Here is a 15,075-nt window from a genome sequence, read left to right on the forward strand (position 1 = left end):
GGTGCACCGAGGTCCCAAGACAGCCGCCGCCGCTATATCCGCTGCACTGACATTGCTCGCCGGATCCTGCTCCACCGACACCACGGCGCAGGTCGACTCGCAGGCCGAGGCGTCGACGATTCCCGAAGCGTTCACCAAACTTCCGTCCACCCGGGCGGTCGGCGACTGCGCCCCCGGCAGCGGCATCACCGCACAGGACGGCGTGGTCACCATCGCCACCGACAGCCCGTCGTACCGGCCGTGGTTCGTCGACGGCGACCCGTCCAACGGCAAGGGCTACGAGGGCGCCGTCGCGCGGGAAGTGGTCGAGAAGCTGGGATACGGTCCGGACCAGGTGCACTTCGAGACCGTCGACTTCAACGACGCGCTGGCGGCCGGCGAGAAGGATTTCGACTTCGCCATCGACCAGTTCACGATCGTCGACACCCGGCGTGAGACGGTCGATTTCAGTTCGCCGTATTACGCCGTCACGCAGTCGGTGCTGGCGCTGAAGAACTCTCCCGCGGCGCGCGCCAAGTCGCTGGCCGATCTCGCGCCGTTCCGCCTCGGGGCGCAGGTGGGGTCCACGAGTTTCGACGCCATCGCGCAGACGGTGCAGCCCCGCCAGGCACCGGTCAGTTTCGCCACCACCGACGACGCCAAGGCCGCCCTGGCCGCGGGCACCATCGACGCGCTGGTGGTGGACATCCCGACCGGGTTTCAGATCACCGCCAACGAGGTGAAGGACAGCGTTCTCGTCGGTCAGTTCCCGCGTCCGAACGCCGTCACCGAATTCTTCGGTCTCGTGCTGGAGAAGAACAGCCCGCTCACGGCGTGCGTCTCCGCGGCCGTCGATTCCCTCTACGCCGACGGGACGCTGGACGCCCTTGCCGCCGAGTGGATCACCGACACCGGCGGCGCGCACGTCCTCGATTGATCAGGCGTACAGCTCGACGAACGTCTGCAGGGATTTCTCGATGTCGCCCTTCAGCGCCTTCGCGACACCCGAGCCGATGGGGCCGAAGAGGGGTGCGCCACCGAGTTCGATGGTGAACGCCACCTCGGAGGCGTCGCCCTTCGCCTTGACGTCGAGCACCAGTCCGAGCTTCACGCCACCCTTGCCGTCGCCCTTCAGGACGATGCGGTTGGGGGCGTCGTACTCCTTGATCGTCCACTTCACGCGGTTGCGGAGGCCCTTCACCGTGACGACGGAACTGAGCTCGGTTCCAGCAGTGAGGGTCTCGGGCAGTTCGCCGCGCCAGCCGTCGTGGACCACGAACCACTTGTCGAAGTCCCGCAGATTCGAGGCCTTGTCCCAGGTGTCCTGGGGGCTGAGGGGAACGTCGGTCTTGACCGTGAGTTTCGCCATTGGGGCAGCCTAACGGCCCGTGAGTACTTGTTAACCGCGGGCGGTTAACAAGTACTCACGGGGCCGGAGGCCAGTTAGTGCGAGACGGCCTTCTCCACACCGACACCGGTGAGAGAGCGGACCTCCATCTCGGCCTGCTTGGCGGGATCCTCCGCCTTGCCGCGACCGACGTAGGTGCCGACGATGCCGAGCACGAACGCCAGCGGGATGGAGACGATGCCCGGGTTGGCGAGCGGGAAGAAGTCGAAGTCGGCGGTCGGGAACATCGACGACGGCTTACCGGACACGGCCGGGGAGAACACGATCAGCAGGAGGCAGCTGATCAGGCCGCCGTAGATGCTGAACAGGGCGCCGGTGGTGTTGAACTTCTTCCAGAACAGCGAGTACAGCAGCGTCGGCAGGTTGGCCGAGGCGGCCACCGCGAAGGCGAGCGCCACCAGGAACGCGATGTTCTGGCCCATGGCGAGGATGCCGAGGACGATCGACACGAGACCGATCACGACGACCGTGATCCGGGAGACCCGCACCTGGGACTCTTCCGACGCGTTTCCACGCTTGATGACGCTGGCGTAGATGTCGTGGGCGAACGACGCCGACGCCGTGATCGCCAGCCCCGCCACCACGGCGAGGATGGTCGCGAACGCCACCGCGGAGATGATGGCGAGGAAGATGGTGCCGCCCAGTTCGAATGCGAGCAGCGGTGCCGCCGCGTTCTCCTTGCCGGGTGCGGCGAGGATGACGTCGGGGCCGACCATCTTGGCGGCGCCGTAGCCGAGGACGAGCGTGAACAGGTAGAACGCGCCGATCAGTCCGATCGCCCAGGTCACCGAGCGGCGGGCTTCCTTGGCGGTGGGAACGGTGTAGAACCGCATCAGCACGTGCGGCAGGCCCGCGGTGCCGAGGACCAGTGCGATGCCGAGCGAGATGAAGTCGAGCTTGCTCATCGCGCTGATGCCGTACTTGGCGCCGGGGGCGAGGATGTCGCGGCCCGCGATCGCCTCGTTCGTGGAGCCGGCGACCGTCGCCTGGGCGTCCGCGAGCAGCTGGGAGAAGTTGCCGCGCACCGCGAACAGGACGAGGAAGAACATGATGCCTGCGCCCGCGACCAGCAGCACCGCCTTGACCATCTGCACGTAGGTGGTGCCCTTCATGCCGCCGACCAGCACGTAGACGATCATCAGCACACCGACGACCGCGACGACGATTGCCTGACCGACCTTGCCGTCGATGTTCAGCAGCAGTGCGACGAGCCCGCCTGCGCCCGCCATCTGCGCGAGCAGGTAGAACAGCGAGACCACCAGCGTGGACAGCGCCGCCGCCATCCGCACGGGACGCTGCTTGAGCCGGAAGCTCAGCACGTCCGCCATCGTGAACCGGCCGGTGTTGCGCAGCAGTTCCGCGACCAGCAGCAGCGCCACCAGCCAGGCGACGAGGAAGCCGACGGAGTACAGGAAGCCGTCGTAGCCGTACACCGCGATGGCGCCGGCGATGCCGAGGAACGACGCCGCCGACAGGTAGTCGCCCGCGATGGCGAAACCGTTCTGCGGTCCGGAGAACTGGCCGCCGCCGGTGTAGAAGTCCGACGCCTTCTTGGTGGTGCGGCTCGCGCGGATCACGATGGTCATCGTGATCACGACGAACGCCACGAAGATGGCGATGTTGAGGAGCGGGTTGCCGACGTCGGTGGCTGCGGCGAGTGTGGTGATCACTGGAGCGGTCCTTCCAGCTCGTCGCGGATCGCGGAGGAGCGGGGATCGAGTTCCCGGTTGGCGAATTTGACGTACAGCGCGGTGATCACGAACGTGGTCACGAACTGGCCGAGACCGAGGATGATGCCCAGGTTGACGTTGCCGATCACCTTGGTCGCCATGAACTCGGGGGCGTACGTGGCGAGCAGGACGTACGCCGCGTACCAGGTGAGGAAGAACGCCGTCATCGGGAAGACGAAACTGCGCAGGCGGTGTCGCAACTCCTGGAACTCCGGGCTCGCCTGCATGTCTACGAAGGCTTGCGCATCAGGGGTGCGCCGCTTCTGCGGTGCGCCCTCACTGAGGTCGGCTGTGGTCACTGCAGACTCCTTGGTCGTGTGAAGTGAACTGAGTGCCGACGTTAGTGAGAGGTGAGTCACAGAAACAGGCTGTGGCGGCTGTCACACGGCGAGCTGCCGGACTGTGCGGCGAACGGTCACCCGACCGCGACAAGCGGCTCCGCCACCCGTGCGTGCGAAAGGAGTGCAGGGACTCATTAACCACTCACGGGGAGCGGAGCTCCCCCTCGCGGTCGGAGCCCACATCGAGCCGTTCGGGGGCGTGCATACGGGTGAAGATCCGGCTGAGGTCGACGGGGATGTGACGCTTTGTCGCCTTGCTGACCAGCACCATCGTGACGAAGGCCAGTGGGACGCTGACGGCCGCCGGGTAGGCGACCATCGCCGCGGGCCAGCCGTTCCAGACGTCGGCGGTGAGGCCGCCGAACACCGACACCCCGGCCGCGCACCCGGCGACGAGCCCGCCCGTCACCATCCCGGCACCGGCCCCGACCGCGGTGAGTCCACGCCACCAGATGCCGAGGACGAGCAGCGGGCAGAGGGTCGACGCCGCGACCGCGAACACCAGCCCCACCGTGCGCGACAGGTCCAGCGACGTCACCGCGAGCGACAGCGCGAGCGGCACAGCCCCGGCGAGGACGGCGGCGATCCGAAAGTCCCGGATCCGGCCGCGCAGGACGTCGGTGCTGAGTACCCCGGCGATGCTGACGAGCAGGCCGGACGACGTGGACAGGAACGCGGCGATCGCCCCGGACGCGACGAGCGCGGCGAGGAGTTGCCCGGCCCACCCGGAGAAGACGGAGCCGGGCAGCAGCAGGACCGCGGCGTCGGATGTGCCGGTGATGAGCAGTTGCGGCACGTACAGCCGCGCGAACACCCCGAGCAGCGTCGGGAACAGGTAGAACACGCCGAGCAACCCGACCACGGCCAGCGATGTCAGCCGGGCGGCCCGCCCGTCGGGGTTGGTGTAGAACCGGACCAGCACGTGCGGCAGTCCGAGGGTGCCGAGGAAGGTGGCGAGGATCAGCGAGTACACCTGGTACATGGGGTGTTCGCCGCCGAATCCCCAGCCGGGGGCGATCCAGTCGGAGTTGTCGGCGGGTGCGCCGGCGACCACGGGTACGGGCGCCCCGGCTTCGAGGGTCATCGTCGTGCCCTCCCCGAGGTGGTGTTCGCCCGGTTCGAGCCGGACGTCACCGGTCGCCTCGACGCCGTCGATGGTCCCCGACCCGCCGACCGTCACCGGTTCGGACACCTGGACGACGACGTCGGTGGTGATGTCGACGGTGGTCTGCTCGCCGACGGTGGGCGGTGCGGCGGCGCCCAGTTCGTGGTGATCGTTGAAGAAGTACACCGACAGCACGAGCGCCGGGATCGCGACCGCGGTGAGTTTCAGCCAGTACTGGAACGCCTGGACGAACGTGATGGACCGCATGCCGCCGCCGACGACGTTGGCGATGACGATGACCCCGACGACGACGGCCCCGACCCAGCTGGGCACGCCGAGCAGGATGTTCAGGGTCAGTCCTGCACCCTGGAATTGCGGGACGAGGTACAGGGCGCAGACGGCGGCGACGACGAGCATCGCGAGGGTGCGGAGCCGGCGGGAGCCTAGCCGGAACTCGGCGAAGTCGGGCACCGTGTAGGCGCCGGACCGTCGCAGCGGTGCGGCGACGAACAGCAGCAGCCCGAGGTAGCCGGCGGTAAACCCGATCGGGTACCAGAGGGCGTCCGCGCCGTATTTCGCGATCAGGCCTGCGACGCCGAGAAAGGATGCGGCGGAAAGGTACTCGCCGGAGATGGCGGCGGCGTTCCACCGCGGTCCGACGCTGCGGGACGCGACGAGGAAGTCGGAGGTGGTGCGCGCCAACCGCACTCCGTAGATGCCGATGGCCACCGTCGCGACCGCGGCGGCCGCGAGACCGGCCAGGGTCAGCCAGGGAATGGGTTGGTCGGTGGGCACGGGACGCTCAGTCGTCCACCAGGTCGGTGAATTCCTGCTCGTTGCGCTCGGCCTGCCGCACGTAGATCCAGCCGGTGGTCAGCAGCACCGGGTACACGAGCGCGCCGAGGACCACCCACGGCAGCCGGATTCCGAGCACCGACACGTTCGACAGCGCCGGGAACAGGAACATCACGAGCGGCACCGCGCACAGCAGGCACGCCGCGAGAAGCGCCAGCCGGATCGCGAGCACGAGTTGGGTGCGGACGAGCCCGCGGATCATCGCGTCCCCGACCGCGGTCTGTTCCTGCACTTCGACGCGGGTGCGGACGATGCGCGCCCCGCGACGCTGGGCGAGGACGACCCGCACCCGCTCGGGCGAACTCATCGCGTCGTCCACGTCTGTTTCGGCGCCCGCACCAGCCGGTCCTTGAGCATCCGGGTGTGCCTGCGGCTGACCGGCAGTTCGACGGGCGGGTGGTCGCCGTGCGCGCGGAGGCACACGACCAGTCCGGTGCCGACGGTCCGGATCCCGGTGACCCGCGGCAGCGCGACGAGGTACGAGCGGTGCACCCGCAGGAACCCGGCGTCCGCCCAGCGCGTCTCCAGCGCCGAGATGGGGATGCGGACGAGATGCGAGCCGTCCGCGGTGTGCAGGCGCGCGTAGTCGCCGTCCGCTTCGACCCATTCGACGGAGGATCGGTGCACGAGGGTCGTGATGCCGCCGAGTTCGACCGGGATCACCTCGTCGGTGGGGGCGGGAGGCCCGGCGTCGAGGCGCCTGCGGCGGCCCTCGACGATGCGGCGCACGGACTCCGCCAGCCGCTCCTCGCGCAGCGGTTTGAGGAGGTAGTCCACGGCGCCGAGGTCGAAGGCGGCGACGGCCCGGTCGTCGTGGGCGGTCACGAACACCACCTGCGGCGGGGACGCGAAGTTCGCGAGGATGCCGGCCAGCTCGAGACCGTCGAGTCCGGGCATGTTGATGTCGAGGAAGACGGCGTCGATGTCGCCGTCCCGGAGGATGCGCAGCGCCGTGGTGGCGTCGCCGGCGGTCCGGATGTCGCCGACCGCGTCCTGGGCGCGCAGCAGGAACGCCAACTCGTCGAGGGCGGGTTTCTCGTCGTCGACGGCCAGCACGGTGAGGGGTGCGTCCGGGGACCTGTCGTCAGTGTGGTTCACAACGACAGCAATCGTCGCACGGACGCTTCCCGTTCACGTCGAGATCCCCCGCCGGAACTTCGGGACGCGCATGCTCACCTTGGTGCCCGCGCCGGGCGCGGTCTCCACCACCAGTCCGTAGTCGTTGCCGAACGCGGCGCGCAGGCGGTCGTCGACGTTGGCGAGCCCGACGTGCGCCGCCTCCTTGACCCCGGAAGATTCGGCCACCGCGTCCAGCGACCCCGACCGCAGCAGTTCCGGGTCCATGCCGACGCCGTCGTCCTCGACGCTGATCACGCAGTCGGTGCCCTCGTCGGCGGCGACGATGCTGACGGTGCCGCCGTCCGGTTTGGCGGCGATGCCGTGCCGGACCGCGTTCTCGACCAGCGGTTGCAGCGCGAGGAACGGCAGCACCACGTTCAGCACCTCGGGCGCCACCTGCAATTTCACGGCGAGGGCGTCGCCGAACCGGGCACGCTCGAGGGTGAGGTACCGGTCGATGTTGCGCAGTTCGTCGGCCAGCTGGGTGAACTCCCCCGCCGACCGGAACGAGTACCGGGTGAAGTCGGCGAACTCGAGGATCAGTTCCCGGGCGCGGTCGGGGTCGGTGCGGACGAACGACGCCACCGTGTTCAGCGCGTTGTAGATGAAATGGGGGCTGATCTGCGCGCGCAGCGCCCGGACCTCGGCGCGGTCGAGGCGGGCGCGGGACGCGTCGAGGTCGGCGAGTTCGATCTGGCTGCACGCGTACCGGGCGACCTCGGTGACGGCGCCGAGCATGCCCGGTCCGGGGTCTTCGGTGGTGACGATGCCGAGCACACCGACCACGCCGGTGGCCTCGATGAGCAGCGGCTGGGCGATCAGCGCGCGGACGGCGTTGTCGCCCGCACCCCGGACGAGGCCGCCGTAGGCGACGAGCACCCGGCGTTCCCCGTCGACCGCGCGGGCCGCCGCGTCGCGTAGTTGTTCGGTCATCGCCTCGTGCGGTCCGCTCCACGCGAGCAGGTCACCGGCGGCGTCGAAGACGCCCAGCGCCTGCGCGCCGGTCAGCTGACGCAGATGCGGCGCGGCCTCGTCCGCCGACGTCTCGTCGAGCCCCCGCCGCAACGGGCGCGCCGCCAGCGACGCGGTGTGCAGGGTCGTGTGGACGGCCCGCTCGGTGGGGGTCGTCAACTCGCGCCGGGCGCGCAGCCACACGGCGGTGAACGTGACGAGGGGAACGAGGACGAGTAACGCCACCACGGCGACGACGGATCCCGTCATTCGCCGGTGTCCAGTCGGGCGATCAGGGTCTTCGGGGCGACGGTGCGGTACGCGTCCTCGACGATGTCGGCGACGTCGTCCCAGTCCTGCGGGACGTCGAGGTACACCCCGATCCATCCGCGGCCCCCGACGTACGGCGGGACGAAGAACCGGCCGGGGTCGCGGTGCATCCAATCCTGTTGTGCGCCCGGCGGGGCCGCGGCCCAGAACGACACCCGGTCGTCGTGGTGCCGGTCGGCGAGGGTCGCGAACTGTGGTGCCTTGCGGACGAACCACGCCGGTTCGCCGTGACTGACCCGCTCCGTTGCCTCCGGCAGCGCGAGGCACAGCGCCCGCAGCCGTTCGAGGTCGGCTTTCTTCACGGCGTTCCTCCCCCGTTGCACGTGTCCGGCGCGGGCACGCCTGCGAAGCGGTCGGCGATCCACTGCACCGCCCCGGGGACGGATCGCCCGTCCGCGTGGCCCTCTCCGGGCCGGGTGTCGAACTCGACCACATCGCCGAGCGTGCACGCGTTGTCGACGGCCTGCGAAGTCCATTGCGGCAGAATGAGGTTGTCCCGATCCCCCACGACGACGAGCATCGGTCCGCCCGCACCGGTCTTCGGCAGTGCGATGTCCTGCAGCCACCCGCGCATGCGCTCGGCGTCGGCCGCCGTCCGCGGTCCCGTGTCGGCCGGGGCGAGCTGGGTCGCCACCGTCCACTTCTCCTGGAGTTTCGCGGCGACGCAGGACAGCGTGACGTCGGGGCTGGCGGCGAGGGCGCCGCGCATGTAGTCGGCGGGGTTCAGCTCCGGGTGGATCACCTGCAGTCCCTCGAGGAGATACGGCAGGAACATCTTCTGCGGCAACGACAGTGGTTCGACGGTGCCGTCGGCGACGATCCCCGACAGGTCGGCCGCGGGTGACAGGTTCGCCGCGCCGACGAACTCGAGGCCGTCGCCGTAGTCGCCGGCGTGCTCGGCCGCGGACCACGACGCCTGCCCGCCCTGCGACACTCCGATCGCCGCCCAGCGCGTCGACGCGTCCGGCACCAGGGTGCGCGCCGCCCGGACCGCGTCGATCAGGTCGTAGGCGGCGGTGTCCGGTTCGAGGTAGGGGTGCGGGCCGTCGGTGCCGAGGCCCTGGTAATCGGTGACGGTCACGACGTACCCCCGCTGCAGCAGCGGCCGGACGAGGTTCGTGGTGCCCAGCAGCGTCGGCGACGACGACGGGGCGCATTCGTCGGTGACGCCCGTGGTGCCGTGCCCGACCGTCACGACGGGCCTGCCGCCCTCGGGTGCGGGGCCGCCGGGAGTGAAGACCGTGCCCACCACCTCCGAGCCGCCGCCGTCGACGCCGGACGTCGACCGGTAGACGACGCGGGTGGCCGTGGCACCGAGGGCGGTGATCGCCGGGTCGATGTCGGGCACCGGCTGCCGACTGATCAGCGCGCCCCGCTGGTCGCCCGTCGGCGCCGGGGGAACGGACGGAGAAGCGGGTGCAGCCATCGAGGTCGTGGGAGGCGGAGCCGGGGAGGCCGCGTCCGTGGCGCAGGCGGCCAGCGTGAGGGGAACGGTCAGCACCAGGGCACCGGCCAGCGCGACCACGGCGGTTCGCACCGGACGCACACCCACCTCGCACCTCATTCGCGACGTCTCCGCACCCGTTCCTCGGCTGCGGCCTCCTCCACATCGAGGCCTTCCAACACGCTACGCATCACTTCGTCGTCGAGCGTGCCCGCATCGCGGGCGGCGATCAGCGCCTCCCGCTGCGCGCGCAGGGCAGCTCGGCGGTAGTGGTCGAACAGTGCGCCTGCCCGCTGCTTCTCGGCGGCGTCCTCCGCCTCCTCGGCCTGCAGGCGGGCCCGCATCGACCGGCGCACCCGGTCGAGGATGTCGGTGACCGACGCGCGGTCGACTCCCTCGGGCGGGTTCGCGGCGAATTCGACGAGCGCCCGTTCGCCCGCGTCGCGTGAGATCGCGCGGGCCAGCGTCACCTGTTCCTCCTCGCGCCTGCGTTCGTCGGGATCCGCCAGATCGAGCATCCGGATCAGCAGCGGCATGGTGGCGCCCTGGATCAGGAGGGTGCCGACGGCCACGACGAACGCGATCGCCTGGATCACCTCGCGCCCCGGGAACGGCTGGCCGCTCGCGATCACCACGGGCACACCGGACGCGGCAGCGAGCGTGACGACCCCGCGCATTCCCGCCCAGGACACGACGACGCTCTCCCGCCACCCCAGTTCCACCGAGCCGCCCGGCGTCCTGATCGCCAGCCCGAGGCGGCGGCGGAGCCAGTGCAGCAGGATCCACGCCGGGCGGATCGCCATGACCACGGCGAGGACCGCGAAGCCGTAGAAGAAGATGTGGTGCACCGGCAGGCCCTGGTCGCGGACGTCGTCGATGACGAACCTCAGTTGCAGCCCCATGTAGGCGAACACGAACATCTCGAGCAGGAGGTCGACGCTCTCCCACAGCGACCGCTCCTGGATGCGGGTGGCCACGGACGCGTCGGTGGCCTTGTGCCCCATCAGGAACCCCGCGGCGACGACGGACAGCACCCCGGACGCGTGCATTTCCTCGGCCGCGAGGTACGCGGCGAACGGGAGCATCAGCCCCAGCACCGTTTCCAGCGGCGAGTCGTACATGCGGCGGCGCACCCACTCGACGATCTTCGCGAGCACCAGTCCGATCAGTACCCCGCCGACCACCTCGTAGGCGAAGAACACCACGGGGGGCACGGGAATCTCCGCCCCGACGACGGCGGACACGGCGACGGCGAACAGGGTCAGCGCGGTCGCGTCGTTGACGAGTCCCTCACCGGTGAGGATCGCGATCACCCGGTTCGGCAAACCCAGTCTTCGGCCGACCGCGACGGCGCTGACCGCGTCCGTCGGCGCGACCACGGCGCCGAGGACCAGCGCCGCGCCGAGCGTGAATTCGGGAACCAGCCAGTTGGCGAAGAAGCCCACCCCCACCGCGGTCGCCAGGACGGTGAAGATCCCCAGCCGCAGAATCGGTGCGAGGTGGCGCCGGAACGTGGCCACCGAGAACTTGAGCGCCGCGGAGTACAGCAGCGGCGGCAGCACCACCCCGAGGATGGCCTCCGGGTCCAGTTCGAGGCGCGGCATCCCGGGAATGAACGACGCCACCGACCCGATGGTGACGAGAACGAGCGGCGCCTGCAGATCGCGGCGCTTCGCGAAACTCGTCACGGCGATGGCCACGATGATGACGAGAAGCACGAGGACGCCGTTCACGACACCGATTCTGCCGCGCCCGCCCGCGATGCGCGGGTCATCGCCGAAGACACGTGCGGGCCCCGGTCCGAGAACCGGGGCCCGCACGGTGTGTCTGGGAAGGGTTCACTCCTTCGGGGGAACAGCCTTCTTCGCCGCGTCGGCGGCCTTGTCGATCTGGTTGCTGTACTTGCCCCCGGTCTTGCTGTCCGCGACGTCGGCGGCCTTGTCGATGGCGCCGTGAACCTTGTCCGCGTTCTGCGAAGCGGCTTCCTTCCCCTTGCCCAGCAGGCCCTTCAGTGTGTCGACGAAACTCATCGTTCTTCCTCCTCCGGTGCATGCGCACGCAGTGTCCGCGCGAGTTCGATCACTCGCCGTGCCCCCAGTCTCACAGCATTGACTCGGCGACGCCAACCGTTCGGATCGCCGCGAGCAGTACTCCGGTCAGTGCACGCCCGGAAGATCTTCCGGCGCCGCGAAGAGGCGGCGATGCTCGCCGTGCAGGCGGCCCGTGACCCACCATCCGATCTCGACGAGAACCACTCCCACGAGCCCGCACACGAGCGCGGACGTGGTGGCGCCGACGTTGGTCGGATCGAGTTTGAAGAACTCCCGCGTGAACGGCAGCGCGAACAGGATGAGGTATCCCGCCACGGATCCGAAGATCAGCACCAGCTTCCACCACACGTACGGCCGGGCGACGACGGCCAGCACCCACAGGGCGATCATGATGAGGGTGATGAGCGCCGACGTGCCCGCCTGAATCTTCTGTGTCTCCGTCTGATCCGGCCCCGCGTACACGAGAAGGTACGAAATGAACGTCGTGACACCGATGATCACCCCCGACGGCACGGCGAGACGCATCACACGCGGCACGAACCCGGAGCGCGCCCGCTCGTTGTTCGGTGCCAGCGACAGGATGAACGCGGGAATGCCGATGGTGAACCAGGCGGCGATCGTCACGTGCCGCGGCAGGAACGGATACGGCACCGGCTCGAAATGGAAGATCTGCGACAGCACACCGGTAATTCCGATGAGGAACGCCAGCAGCACCGAGTACACGGTCTTGGTGAGGAACAGGTTCGAGACGCGTTCGATGTTGCCGATCACCCGTCGGCCCTCGCCCACCACGTACGGCAGGGTGGCAAACTTGTTGTCCAGCAACACGATCTGCGCGACCGCGCGGGTGGCGGGACTGCCGGAGCCCATCGACACGCCGATGTCGGCGTCCTTGAGCGCCAGCACGTCGTTGACGCCGTCGCCCGTCATCGCGACGGTGTGACCGCGAGACTGCAGCGCCCCCACCATCTCCCGCTTCTGGTCGGGGCGGACCCGGCCGAACGTCGTGGCCGTTTCCAGGGTCTCGGCGAGGGCGTCGCGGTCGGCGGGCAGTTCGCGGGCGTCGACGGGACGGTCGCCGCCGGGCAGCCCGAGCGATCCGGCCACCGCGCCGACCGACACGGCGTTGTCACCGGAGATGACCTTTACGGTGACGTTCTGGCTCGCGAAGTATTCGAGGGTGCCGCGGGCGTCGGGACGCACCCGCTGTTCCAGGATCACCAGCGCGCGCGGCGTGATCGCACCCGGCGCCGCGGGGTGGTCGACCGGGACTTCGCAACTGCCGAGCAGGAGCACCCGCAGTCCCGAGGAGCCGACTTCCTCGGCCTGCCGGGCCATGTCGCTGCCCGGGTCGAGCAGCACGTCGGGTGCGCCGAGGACCCAGTTGCCGTGGCCACCGTACGACTGGCCGCTCCATTTCTTGGCCGAGGAGAACGGGGCCTCCGCGGTGGCATCGCCCCAGCCGGGGGCGTCGGGAAAGGCTTCCGCGATCGCGAGGACGCTGGCGTTCGGCCGCGGGTCGGACGCTGCCATCGCGGCAAGTGCCGCCCGGGACGGTTCGGCGTCGGACGGGTCGGCACAGCGCAGTTCGGACAACCGCATACCGTTCTCGGTGAGGGTGCCGGTCTTGTCGGCACACACCACGTCGACGCGGGCGAGGCCTTCGATGGCGGGCAACTCCTGCACGAGGCACTGCCGTTGACCGAGCCGGATCACCCCGACCGCGAACGCGATCGACGTCATCAGCACCAGGCCCTCGGGCACCATCGGCACCAGCGCGGCCACCATCCCGTTGAGCGCGGGCCGGATCGATTCGCCGCTCGAGAACAACTGGTTGTAGATGATCAGCAGACCCGCCGGAATCATCAGGTACGTGATGAATTTCAGGATCTTGTCGATGCCGCTGCGCAACTCCGAGTGCACGAGCGTGAACTTGCTGGCCTCGTCCGCGAGTTTCGCGGCGTACGCGTCGCCTCCGACCTTCGTGGCCCGGTAACAGCCGCTGCCCGACGCGACGAAACTTCCCGACAGCACCTGCTGACCGACGTCCTTGTGCACGGGATCGGCCTCACCGGTGAGGAGGGACTCGTCGATGTCGAGTGTCGCCGCCTCCACCACGACCCCGTCGACGACGATCTGGTCGCCCGCGCCGAGTTCGATGATGTCGTCGAGCACGACCTCCCGGGGTGCCATCGCGACGGCGACGCCGTCGCGGCGGACCACCGGTTTGGTCTGGCTGACGATCGCCAGTTTGTCGAGGGTCCGCTTGGCCCGCACTTCCTGGATGATGCCGATCCCGCTGTTGGCGATGATCAGCAGGCCGAACATGCCGTCGATGATCGAACCGGTGGCCAGCACGATGATCAGCAGCACCCCGAGGATCGCGTTGATCCGGGTGAACACGTTGGCGCGCACGATGTCGCGCACCGACCGGCTGGCCCGATCCGGGACGTCGTTGGTCTTGCCCGCCGCCACCCGCTCCGCCACCTGCGCGGCCGTCAGCCCCTCCACTGCGACGACTGCAACGCTGTCGGTGCCCGTTTCGTCGTATGCCATGGTCAAAGGCTACGCAACCGGGCTCGGCTCCGAGGGATGCGCGCCGGGTTCAGCCGAGCGCGGTCCACCACGGGGTCTGGGTGGCCGGTTTCAGCGCGTCGACCCGCTGTCCGGGCATCGGGACGGCCACCGGGGTGCCCGCTTCCTGCGCGGCCGCGAGCAACCGGACGATCGGCTCGGACCACGTGTGGAACGCGAGGTTGAACGTGGCCCAGTGCACCGGCACCAGCAGTCCGCGGGTCGCGTCGCCGGAGTTGAGGTCGGCGTGGGTCTGCACCGCCTCCTCGGGGTTCATGTGGATGTCCGCCCACCTGGTGTCGTAGGCGCCGACGGGCAGCAGTGTGAGGTCGAACGGTCCGTAGCGGCGGCCCAGGTCGGCGAACCGCGTCGTGTATCCGCTGTCGCCGCCGAAGAACACCTTCCGGCTCGGGCCGGCGAGCACCCACGACGCCCATTGGGTGGTGTTGCGCACGAGGCCCCGGCCGGAGAAGTGCCGGGCCTCCGTGCACGTGAGGGTGAGTTCGCCGAGCGTCGTCGACTCGTCCCAGTCGAGTTCCACGATCCGCTCCTCCGGCACCCGCCACTGACGCAGGTGCGCACCGAGCCCGACCGGTACGACGAACGGCGCCTTCTGGGTGGCGGCGAGTTGCTGCACGGTGGCCATGTCGAGGTGGTCGTAGTGGTCGTGCGAGATGACGATCGCGTCGAGGACGGGCAGGTCGGCCAGCGGCACCGGGGTCGGGTGCATGCGGGACGGACCGAGGAGCGCGGACGGCGACACCCGCCGGCTCCACACCGGGTCGGCCAGCACCCGGTAGCCGTCGACCTCGACGAGCACACTCGAATGGCCGTACCAGGTGACGGCGACGTCGGCGGCCTCGACGGGCGCGAGCGGCGTCGCCAGCGGGATCGGCGTGCGTGGACGTCCCGCCTTGCCCCGCGTGATCAGCGCCTTGAGGATCCCGGTCTCCGAACCGGACAGCATCATGCTGCTCGGATCGGTGTTGTGGAACTGACGGTCGCGGTACCGCGGCGACGTCGCGGCGTACGGGCGCACCTTGGCACGCGACGCGCCCATCTGAGACGGGAGGCCCCACGCGGCGCGTGTCAGCCACCCGAGGGCGGCGGTGGCCAGAACAGTCGTCACGGCGTTCTTCGCTTTCACCCCGACAACTGTAACCACGCGTGCGGGAAAGGTGCGGCCGA

The 15,075-nt window shown here is 69.6% G+C and carries 14 protein-coding genes; 1 reads left to right on the plus strand and 13 read right to left on the minus strand.

Annotation, left to right across the window (positions count from 1 at the left end; genetic code table 11):
• Nucleotide 1: 1 nt before the first annotated feature.
• Nucleotides 2-916, plus strand: coding sequence for an ABC transporter substrate-binding protein (locus JWS13_RS16780; RefSeq protein WP_206006648.1), 915 nt, complete (start codon nucleotides 2-4; stop codon nucleotides 914-916).
• On the opposite strand, the gene JWS13_RS16785 is transcribed toward JWS13_RS16780, so the two are convergent.
• From JWS13_RS16785 to JWS13_RS16845, 13 genes are all read right to left on the minus strand, one after another.
• Entirely contained in the window at nucleotides 917-1,348 is a 432-nt protein-coding gene (locus tag JWS13_RS16785; RefSeq protein WP_206006649.1) for a type II toxin-antitoxin system Rv0910 family toxin, read from the minus strand.
• A 74-nt stretch (nucleotides 1,349-1,422) separates the two neighbouring features.
• A complete protein-coding gene (locus tag JWS13_RS16790) occupies nucleotides 1,423-3,057 on the minus strand; it encodes a solute symporter family protein (protein WP_206006650.1) in 1,635 nt (544 codons plus the stop codon).
• Nucleotides 3,054-3,416 carry a DUF485 domain-containing protein gene (locus tag JWS13_RS16795; protein WP_206006651.1) on the minus strand — a complete coding sequence of 121 codons (363 nt, stop codon included), beginning with the start codon at nucleotides 3,414-3,416 and terminating at the stop codon, nucleotides 3,054-3,056. Before JWS13_RS16795 ends, JWS13_RS16790 begins: the two co-directional genes overlap by 4 nt.
• Nucleotides 3,417-3,600: 184 nt before the next feature.
• A complete protein-coding gene (locus JWS13_RS16800) occupies nucleotides 3,601-5,358 on the minus strand; it encodes a sodium/solute symporter (protein WP_206006652.1) in 1,758 nt (585 codons plus the stop codon).
• 7 nt (nucleotides 5,359-5,365) lie between these two features.
• Complete coding sequence (locus JWS13_RS16805) at nucleotides 5,366-5,725, minus strand: cofactor assembly of complex C subunit B (RefSeq protein ID WP_072944889.1); 360 nt, start codon at nucleotides 5,723-5,725, stop codon at nucleotides 5,366-5,368.
• Nucleotides 5,722-6,516, minus strand: coding sequence for a LytR/AlgR family response regulator transcription factor (locus JWS13_RS16810; protein ID WP_206006653.1), 795 nt, complete (start codon nucleotides 6,514-6,516; stop codon nucleotides 5,722-5,724). The genes JWS13_RS16805 and JWS13_RS16810 overlap by 4 nt, the downstream gene beginning before the upstream one ends.
• 33 nt (nucleotides 6,517-6,549) lie before the next feature.
• A complete protein-coding gene (locus JWS13_RS16815; protein WP_206006654.1) occupies nucleotides 6,550-7,758 on the minus strand; it encodes a histidine kinase in 1,209 nt (402 codons plus the stop codon).
• On the minus strand, nucleotides 7,755-8,120 hold the full coding sequence (locus JWS13_RS16820; RefSeq protein WP_206006655.1) for an MmcQ/YjbR family DNA-binding protein: 366 nt from the start codon (nucleotides 8,118-8,120) through the stop codon (nucleotides 7,755-7,757). Before JWS13_RS16820 ends, JWS13_RS16815 begins: the two co-directional genes overlap by 4 nt.
• Complete coding sequence (locus tag JWS13_RS16825) at nucleotides 8,117-9,382, minus strand: lipase family protein (RefSeq protein ID WP_206006656.1); 1,266 nt, start codon at nucleotides 9,380-9,382, stop codon at nucleotides 8,117-8,119. The genes JWS13_RS16820 and JWS13_RS16825 overlap by 4 nt, the downstream gene beginning before the upstream one ends.
• Nucleotides 9,379-10,995: a Na+/H+ antiporter gene (locus tag JWS13_RS16830; protein WP_206006657.1), complete on the minus strand. Its 1,617-nt coding sequence runs from the start codon at nucleotides 10,993-10,995 to the stop codon at nucleotides 9,379-9,381. Before JWS13_RS16830 ends, JWS13_RS16825 begins: the two co-directional genes overlap by 4 nt.
• A gap of 105 nt (nucleotides 10,996-11,100) precedes the next feature.
• Complete coding sequence (locus JWS13_RS16835) at nucleotides 11,101-11,292, minus strand: antitoxin (protein ID WP_124395001.1); 192 nt, start codon at nucleotides 11,290-11,292, stop codon at nucleotides 11,101-11,103.
• Nucleotides 11,293-11,418: 126 nt separating this feature from the next.
• Nucleotides 11,419-13,869, minus strand: coding sequence for an HAD-IC family P-type ATPase (locus JWS13_RS16840; RefSeq protein WP_206006658.1), 2,451 nt, complete (start codon nucleotides 13,867-13,869; stop codon nucleotides 11,419-11,421).
• Between the two features lie 49 nt (nucleotides 13,870-13,918).
• Nucleotides 13,919-15,034: an MBL fold metallo-hydrolase gene (locus tag JWS13_RS16845; RefSeq protein WP_241032230.1), complete on the minus strand. Its 1,116-nt coding sequence runs from the start codon at nucleotides 15,032-15,034 to the stop codon at nucleotides 13,919-13,921.
• Nucleotides 15,035-15,075 lie beyond the last annotated feature (41 nt).

It is taken from the genome of Rhodococcus pseudokoreensis, from assembly GCF_017068395.1.
GTDB lineage: Bacteria > Actinomycetota > Actinomycetes > Mycobacteriales > Mycobacteriaceae > Rhodococcus_F > Rhodococcus_F pseudokoreensis.

Bases quoted from the DNA above. Each gene is read 5' to 3' on its own strand.
- JWS13_RS16785 (WP_206006649.1), bottom strand. From the start codon at position 1,348: ATGGCGAAACTCACGGTCAAGACCGACGTTCCCCTCAGCCCCCAGGAC.
- JWS13_RS16805 (WP_072944889.1), bottom strand. From the start codon at position 5,725: ATGAGTTCGCCCGAGCGGGTGCGGGTCGTCCTCGCCCAGCGTCGCGGG.
- JWS13_RS16815 (WP_206006654.1), bottom strand. From the start codon at position 7,758: ATGACGGGATCCGTCGTCGCCGTGGTGGCGTTACTCGTCCTCGTTCCC.
- JWS13_RS16825 (WP_206006656.1), bottom strand. From the start codon at position 9,382: ATGAGGTGCGAGGTGGGTGTGCGTCCGGTGCGAACCGCCGTGGTCGCG.
- JWS13_RS16835 (WP_124395001.1), bottom strand. From the start codon at position 11,292: ATGAGTTTCGTCGACACACTGAAGGGCCTGCTGGGCAAGGGGAAGGAA.
- JWS13_RS16840 (WP_206006658.1), bottom strand. From the start codon at position 13,869: ATGGCATACGACGAAACGGGCACCGACAGCGTTGCAGTCGTCGCAGTG.